The 8,400-nt window shown below is 37.5% G+C and carries 5 protein-coding genes; 3 read left to right on the forward strand and 2 right to left on the reverse strand.

The window, feature by feature from the left end; all coding sequences use genetic code 11:
- Window positions 1–150 precede the first annotated feature (150 nt).
- A complete protein-coding gene (locus BN1243_RS00010; RefSeq protein WP_062104212.1) occupies window positions 151–2,064 on the forward strand; it encodes a serine hydrolase domain-containing protein in 1,914 nt (637 codons plus the stop codon).
- Between the two features lie 83 nt (window positions 2,065–2,147).
- Here BN1243_RS00010 and BN1243_RS00015 read toward each other — a convergent pair whose 3' ends face one another.
- On the reverse strand, window positions 2,148–3,569 hold the full coding sequence (locus tag BN1243_RS00015) for an alanine/glycine:cation symporter family protein (RefSeq protein WP_062104214.1): 1,422 nt from the start codon (window positions 3,567–3,569) through the stop codon (window positions 2,148–2,150).
- Between the two features lie 460 nt (window positions 3,570–4,029).
- The gene (locus BN1243_RS00020; RefSeq protein ID WP_062104216.1) at window positions 4,030–5,250 is read right to left on the reverse strand and encodes an ROK family transcriptional regulator; all 1,221 of its coding nucleotides are present in this window, start codon (window positions 5,248–5,250) and stop codon (window positions 4,030–4,032) included.
- A gap of 153 nt (window positions 5,251–5,403) precedes the next feature.
- Here BN1243_RS00020 and xylA point away from each other — a divergent pair, with 153 nt between their 5' ends.
- Window positions 5,404–6,726: a xylose isomerase gene (gene xylA / locus BN1243_RS00025; RefSeq protein ID WP_062104219.1), complete on the forward strand. Its 1,323-nt coding sequence runs from the start codon at window positions 5,404–5,406 to the stop codon at window positions 6,724–6,726.
- 55 nt (window positions 6,727–6,781) lie between these two features.
- Window positions 6,782–8,275: a xylulokinase gene (gene xylB / locus BN1243_RS00030; protein WP_062104221.1), complete on the forward strand. Its 1,494-nt coding sequence runs from the start codon at window positions 6,782–6,784 to the stop codon at window positions 8,273–8,275.
- Window positions 8,276–8,400: the final 125 nt, after the last annotated feature.

An 8,400-nucleotide genomic window follows, 5' to 3' on the forward strand; every position in this document is an offset into this window, starting at 1 on the left:
TAGAGAATGAGCAATTTTACTAACAAAAAAATGAAATATCCCCCTATTAATAGTAGGAGGAGAAATAAAAAATTGGTATAAGAAAACCTTGTACCATCTTACTCGGTGAATGCCGAGAGTCTATTTAAATAAAGGGAGGAAGTACCAAAATTGAAAATAAAGTTACCCATTATTATGGCTGTTTCATTCTTGCTCTGGATGTCAGTAGATATTCGTACAACAAATGCCAGACAATATAATGATTTTTCCGATATTGAAATGTTCATAGATGGGATCTTACTTCAAAAGATGGAAGAAGAACATATCCCGAATGCAACTGTTTCCTTAGTGGCTGACGGTAAAGTAGTTTTTGAAAAAGGATATGGTTACGCCAATCTTGAGGAGGAAAAAATCGTAGATCCAGAAACAACTATGTTTCGGATTGGTTCAATATCGAAGCTCGTTACATGGACGGCGATCATGCAGCTTGTCGAAGAAGGAAAACTGGATCTTAACACAGATATTAATAATTACTTAGATTTTGAAATTCCGGCAAAACTTAGTGCAGGCTCGTATAAATCCGAACCGCAACCAATTACACTTCAACATTTAATGACCCATACTCCTGGATTTGAAGATTATGCGGATTCGATTTTTAGACTTTCATCTGAGGAAATGCTTCCTCTTGATCAATATGTACGTGAGTATCGGCCGGAACGTGTTTTTCCTGCGGGAGAAGTCATTGCCTATTCTAATTATGGTACCGCTTTAACAGGTTATATTGTTGAGCAAGTTTCTGGTATGCCCTATACAGACTATGTTGAAGAAAATATATTTAAGCCGCTCAAAATGAATCACAGTACATTCGATCAACCATTACAAAAGGGGCATTCTATCAATCTAGCACAGGCTTATCGATATATTGATGGGAAATTTAAAGAAGGCAAATTCGAGTATGTTCCTGCACCTGCTGGAGGAATGAGCAGCACGGCCTCAGATATGGCAACATTTATGCTGGCATACCTACAAGGTGGAAATGGAATCCTTCAAAAGGAAACTGTTCAATATATGTTTGAACAACACTTTACCCATCACCCGCAGTTAGACGGGATGGCTTTAGGGTTTATTGAAAAAACAATCAATGATCAGAAAGTACTTTATCACGGTGGCAGTACGACACTGTTCGATTCGGGTTTGTATTTATTGCCTCAAGAAAATATCGGTCTATTTATCTCCTATAGTGGTAATGATTTTCTCACTCATACCGAGCTTTTTGAAGCTTTTATGGATCACTATTTTCCGTTAACGAACAATATGACATTAACGCCACCAGATGAAACGAAGGACAATGCTAGCCGGTACATTGGTGAATATCATCAGAATCGAAAAAGTTTCACTACAGAGGAAAGTTTAATTAGTCTCACAATGGGGATGATCCGTGTTCAAGCTAATGATAGTTATTTATTGGTGAACCATAATGGAATAAAAAATAGATTTATGGAAATAGAGCCTGGTGTCTATCAAAATATGAGGGAGGGAGAAGCTATTGATGCTTATGGGGGATTTCGAACGATTGCGTTTCTAACGGACCCTCATGGGAACATAATGCTGACCACAGATGGACCGATGACCTATTCAAAGCCACCATGGTATGCTTCTAGTGGGTTTACTTTTTTATCTATTATTGCGGCTGTCTTGTTATTTTTCGGAAGTCTCATTTATTGGGGTATCAAAGCTTTAATACGGAGAAAAACTTCCGATCCGAAAATAGCCATATGGGCAAAGTCAGTGGCTATTGTAACTGGGATTCTCTTATTGGTTTTAGTTGTGGAAGTTGTATTAACTGGTGAAATTGATCCTATCTACCAACTTCCGAAAGTAGCATTGGGAATGGTACCTGCATGGAGTGGGATAACAGTGTTCATTCCACATGTTTTGGTTTTCTTGGGAGTGGGGATGCTTATCTTTACTTTTTTACTTTGGTGGAAGAAGGATTGGAGCTTAAAAGGTCGGATTCATTATACGCTGCTAACGACTGTAATGTTGAACCTAACTTGGATATTTGGATATTGGCATTTAATTTAAATATGACGTTTCTATAAGCTCTCGGCATTTTAAAATCCCGCACGCTTTCGCAGTGCGGGATTTTAAAAATCAAATAACGCGATTTATTTTTCACCCTCATTTTCTTCATCGCCCCAGCATTCAACCTCACCTATATTTGGGACATTTTTTTTGTGAAAAACGGGATCTAAGCCTTTTTTCCGTTGAATGAAGTAATCATTTAATACAGGTTTAGCAACCTTCCATAACATGAAAATGGCAACAAGGTTAATCAATGCCATAAATGCCATAAATAAATCTGCTAAGTCCCATACAAGTTGCACTTTTGCCACTGAGCCAAACATAACAAATCCGACGACGATTATACGGAAGATCGTTAACGCTGTTTTCGATTCTTTAATAAAGCCGATATTCGTTTCACCGTAGTAATAGTTTCCGATAATAGTACTATAGCCAAACATAAGGATAGCTATTGCTAAAAATATTCCTGACCAACTACCAAGATTATCAACTAAAGAAATTTGCGTTATATTAATGGAGGCGGCATTTGATCGTGTGTAGGCGTCACTTAATAAAATAATCGCTGCTGTTGACGTGCAGACGAGTAACGTATCAACAAATACACCTAAAGCCTGGATTAACCCTTGTTTGACAGGGTGAGAAACAGAGGCTGTTGCTGCCGCATTAGGAGCTGATCCCATTCCAGCTTCGTTGGAAAATAACCCACGTTTGATCCCATTCATAATAGCTGCCCCGATCATTCCCGCAAAAGCTTCCTCCAAACCGAAAGCTGATTTGAAAATAAGGAGAAGTACATTAGGAATTTCAACAATATTTAACACAACTACGAAAAGAGCGACAAGCATATAAGCAATGGCCATGACAGGGACAAGAACTTGAGTTAAATGTACGACCCGTTTTAATCCACCGAATATGATAACGGCAGTTAAAATCGATAAGACAATTCCAATGATCATTCGATTTGTTCCAAAACTTTCTTCGAAGGCAATTGTAATTGTGTTCGACTGGACCGCATTAAAAACAAATCCATATGTTAACGTAATCACGACTGCAAAAAGAACACCCATCCATCGTTTGTTTAAGCCCTTTTCCATATAATAGGCTGGCCCGCCTCGAAAAACATGTCCATCTTTTACTTTATATATTTGTGCCAGAGTACTTTCAATTAAAGCTGAGATCCCTCCAATAAGGGCAATGGTCCACATCCAAAAAACTGCACCGGGTCCACCGAGAGCAATGGCCGTTGCCACACCAGCAATATTTCCGGTTCCAATTCGTGAAGCCGCAGAAATTGTAAATGCCTGGAAGGACGAGATCCCTTTATTGCCAGTACTATCAACAGCTGTCTTTTCTGTCAATACACGGAACATTTCAGGAATGAATCGGAACTGGGCAAATTTAGTTTTAAAAGTAAAAAATAATCCAGTACCAACTAATACAATGATTAGTACATATGAATATAAAAATGTATTTAAATTTTGTACGATATTATCTAGCCAACTCAATAAAATGCCTCCTATCTTTTGCTCAAGTGGAACCACAACAAATTTTGTGGGGAAAATATCACAACATAGTTTGGGATATAAAATAAAGTTTTCTAAAATGGGGGAGGGGGTATTCATGAAAAAAGAGATAACCATATTCGAGAAAAGGATATTAAAACATTATTTTACAATATAAAAAAACGGACATATTTAAACTATACTTTTGAAATGATATCGAAAAATATTATATTTGTAAAGTAAATTGGAGGGAATTAACAAGTACTTTAGGATGTAAGGACAAATTCAGGGGAAAGAATGGGGAAGAGATAATAGTAGACATATATTAAAGACAGGAATAGAAAGTAGAATCCTCTCTATTCCTCATCAAAGAGTCTATTTATCACTCATTAACTGGCTGTAAGACCACACTTCAAAAATTCGACAAGGGGATCAATAGCCAGTAAAAACCCGCTTCGTTTAACTAACAATCAGTGGGGGATGAAAAGCCCTCCCCTGATTGAAGTTTCACTTTATTATAATCACCTTTTAAAAAGCTTCCAATCGACATCGCTGATACGCCAAAAGCAGCTGAATGAGAGCTTAATTTAGAGAAATCTATTTTTATATCTTTTTGATGTTGAGATAGCGTATTAGTTCTAATAAATGTTGAAAGGGCGTCAGTTATCCACGGTTTTGCCAAAGCAAGGCGATTACCAATTATGATTTGTTCGGGATTAAAAGTATTGATCATGTTATTAATACCAATCGCCATATACTTTCCAATATCATGGAATAATTGTAAAACAATTTCATTACCTTGTTCAGCAAGTTCCACAAGTTGCTCGAGCGATAGATTTTTTTTATCCGTTCCAAGACGTTGCTCTGCTTCTTCTAATAACGCGTGCTCAGAAGCGTAAAGCTCCCAACAACCTTGACTGCCACAGGAACATTTTTTTCCATCAGCCCTTATAATCATATGACCCATTTCACCTGCAAAGCCTCTCATACCTGTGAATAACTCACCCTTTAAGATAATTCCGACCCCGATTCCAATACCCGCACTTACGTATAAAATGTCAATGTGATTTTTACCAGCTCCAAAAAGCTTTTCACCGTAAGCCCCAGCGTTGGCCTCGTTTTCAATGATTACAGGAATATGAAAGCTCTCTTCCATATCCGAGTTTAAATGCGTATTTTTCCAACCAAGGTTAGGGGCAATGAAAATTTCTCCTTCATTATTGACTAGTCCAGGTACCCCAATCCCTATGCCGATAATTCCATAGTAACTTGACGGTGAAGCGGATATTAAATCTTGGATACACAACTTTAGAATATGTAGGACAGAGTCATAGTCCCGGACGTGAACATTCTTTCTAATCTCCGTAACAATATTGCCTTGAAGATCAGTTAACACTCCTAAAATATAGTTAACTCCTAAATCAATGCCGATGGAATAGCCTGCTTTTTCATTAAAAAGGAGCATAACAGGTTTTCGACCACCACTTGATTTTCCTGTGCCAGATTCAATAGTAAGCTGTTCTTCGATGAGTTCATTAACAAGCGAGGATACCGTCCCCTTGTTTAGTCCCAGTTTTTGCGAAATATGAGCCCGTGAAATAGGAGCTTCTTTTTTTATCGTGTCTAATACAAGGTTTTTATTAATTTGTTTAACAAGTTGTTGATTTCCCGTAAGTATTTCCATCATGCTCTCCTACCTATTTTTTCTAGTACCATAATTCTAAAACAGAAATAAATAATTTTCATTAAAACTTAGTTTATCCAATGGACAAACTAATTTAAAGCATGGTATGCTTTTACTAGATAAAATTATCATATCATAAGGGAGATTGTTTGAATGACATATTTCGATAGCGTTTCCACTATTCAATATGAAGGTCCTACATCGAAAAATGCTTTAGCATTTAAGTTTTACAATCCTAAGGAAAAAATTGGCGACCGTACAATGGAAGAATGGCTCCGTTTTGGTGTTGCCTATTGGCATACATTTACTTTTGATGGAACAGATCCATTTGGACAAGGAAATATGGTTCGTCAATGGAATCACTTGAAAGGTATGGATTTAGCAAAAGCTCGCGTTGAAGCCGCTTTCGAATTTTTTGAAAAGCTAAATGTACCGTTTTTCTGCTTCCATGATGTCGACATTGCTCCAGAAGGTGAAACTTTAAAGGAAACAAATGAAAATTTAGATATTATCGTTACGATGATCGAAGAGTACATGAAAACAAGTAAAACAAAGTTACTTTGGAATACAGCTAACATGTTTAGTCATCCTCGTTTTGTTCACGGAGCTGCAACTTCTTGTAATGCAGATGTATTTGCCTATTCGGCAGCAAAGGTGAAAAAAGGATTAGAAGTGGCGAAGCGTCTCGGTGCTGAAAACTATGTTTTCTGGGGTGGCCGCGAAGGATATGAGTCCTTATTAAATACAGATATGGGACTAGAACAAGATAATTTAGCAAAGTTTTTCCATATGGCCGTTGATTATGCTAAAGAAATAGGGTTTAACGGGCAATTTTTAATCGAGCCAAAGCCGAAAGAGCCGACGAAACATCAGTATGATTTTGATGTAGCAACAGGTCTTGCTTTTCTCCAAAAATACAATTTGGAAGATTATTTCAAATTCAATATTGAAGCGAACCATGCAACATTAGCAGGTCATACTTTTGAGCATGAATTACGAGTTGCTCGTATTAATGGTATGCTTGGCTCAGTTGATGCTAACCAAGGAGATCCATTGCTTGGCTGGGATACAGACGAATTTCCAACCGATTTATATTCTACTACATTAGCAATGTATGAAATTATTAAAAATGGTGGGCTAGGTCAAGGTGGATTAAACTTTGATGCTAAAGTAAGAAGAGGATCGTTTGAAGCTGAAGATTTATTCCGCGCTCATATTGCCGGAATGGATAGTTTCGCAGTTGGTTTAGTAGTGGCTCATAAATTAATTGAAGATAAAGTATTGGACAACTTTATTGAAAAACGATACAGCAGTTTTACTAACGGAATTGGTCGTGAGATTACGGAAGGAACGACTGATTTCCATAAATTAGAGCAGCACGCCCTTCAATTAACTGAAATTAAAAATGAATCGGGACGTGTTGAAGAAATAAGAGCTATTATTAATCAATATTTATTGACTGCTTTTGCAAAATAATGGAGGATGAACCTGGATATTCAGGTTCATCTCTTTTATAAAAAGGAAGATGATAATGAAACACGTAATTGGCGTTGATTTAGGGACAAGCTCTGTCAAAGTATTATTAGTCAACCAAAAGGGAAATGTAGTCCACGAGGTCACAAAATCTTATCCACTAATTCAAAAACAATCGGGCTATAGTGAACAGGATCCTAATCAGTGGGTTGAAAAAACGGTAGAAGCATTATCGGAGTTAGTTAACATATATAATCCAACGAATATCGAAGGAATTAGTTTTTCAGGACAAATGCATGGGCTTGTTGTATTAGACAAGGATGGTTACTTATTAAGAAACGCCATTTTATGGAATGATACACGAACGACAGAACAATGTGAGCAAATTAATACCGTTGTTGGCAAAGAAAAGCTTCTAGAAATTACTAAAAACGTTGCTTTAGAAGGTTTTACTTTACCAAAACTTCTATGGGTCAAACAGTACGAACCAGAAATTTTTGAAAAAACGAATGTATTCCTGCTTCCTAAAGATTATCTTCGGTATCGGATGACGGGAGCAATTCAGATGGATTATTCAGATGCAGCAGGTACATTATTATTAAACATTGCTGAAAAAAGCTGGAGTTTAGAGATCTGCGAATTACTTGGAATTAATCCGAGAATATGCCCTTCGTTAGTAGAATCAAGTGATTTTGTCGGTACAATCACTAAAGAGTTTGCAGAAAAAACAGGCCTCTCTGAACAAACGAAAGTTTTTGCAGGCGGAGCGGATAATGCTTGCGGCGCAATCGGGGCTGGGATCCTATCCGAGGGGAAAACACTTTGCAGTATTGGAACATCAGGTGTTGTCTTGTCTTATGAGGAAAGTGAGAAACGAGATTTTGATGGAACGGTCCATTATTTTAATCATGGTAAGGAAAGCGCTTATTACACGATGGGGGTGACGTTAGCGGCTGGATACAGTTTAAGCTGGTTTAAACAAACCTTTGCCAAGGATGAGAATTTTGATGATTTCTTACAAGGCATGGAGAATATTCCAGTTGGCTCTAACGGATTGTTATTTACCCCTTATATTGTTGGAGAGAGGACACCTTACCCTGATGCTAATATTCGGGGCAGTTTTATTGGGGTAGATTCCTCCCATACTCGAAATCATTTTATTAGAGCTGTGATAGAAGGAATCACTTTTTCACAAAATGAATCGATTGAAATTTTTCGCTCTAGTGGCAAAACGATCGATACAGTCGTTTCCATTGGCGGTGGGGCAAAGAATAAAACATGGTTACAAATACAAGCCGATATATTTAATGCGAAAATAGTAAAGTTAGCTAGTGAGCAAGGTCCTGGTATGGGAGCAGCAATGTTAGCTGCATATGGATGTGGCTGGTTTCATAGTTTAGATGAATGTGCAGAAAAGTTTCTGGAAGCTGCTGATGTATATGAACCTATTACGGAAAATGTAGAGAAATATCGTGAGCTTTTTACAATTTATCAGAACGTATATAAACAAACTAAAGAAATGAATGAAAGTCTAAAACAGTTTAGAAAATAAGAAAAGCGGAAGCGCCCGTTAGCGACGTAGAAACTTCCTAGCTTCTGACGAGATAAAGGAAACACGGCGAGGCACGAGCCGATGTTGACTTATCGTAGGAAGAAGCGTAGAAGTTTCCTAGTCGC

The sequence above is a fragment of the Bacillus niameyensis genome (assembly GCF_001375535.1).
In the GTDB taxonomy this organism is placed as follows: domain Bacteria; phylum Bacillota; class Bacilli; order Bacillales; family Bacillaceae_C; genus Lederbergia; species Lederbergia niameyensis.

What these genes read in the sequence shown, in the direction of transcription:
- BN1243_RS00020 (WP_062104216.1), bottom strand. Translation starts at nt 5,250, where the DNA reads ATGGAAATACTTACGGGAAATCAACAACTTGTTAAACAAATTAATAAA.
- xylB (WP_062104221.1), top strand. Translation starts at nt 6,782, where the DNA reads ATGAAACACGTAATTGGCGTTGATTTAGGGACAAGCTCTGTCAAAGTA.
- xylA (WP_062104219.1), top strand. Translation starts at nt 5,404, where the DNA reads ATGACATATTTCGATAGCGTTTCCACTATTCAATATGAAGGTCCTACA.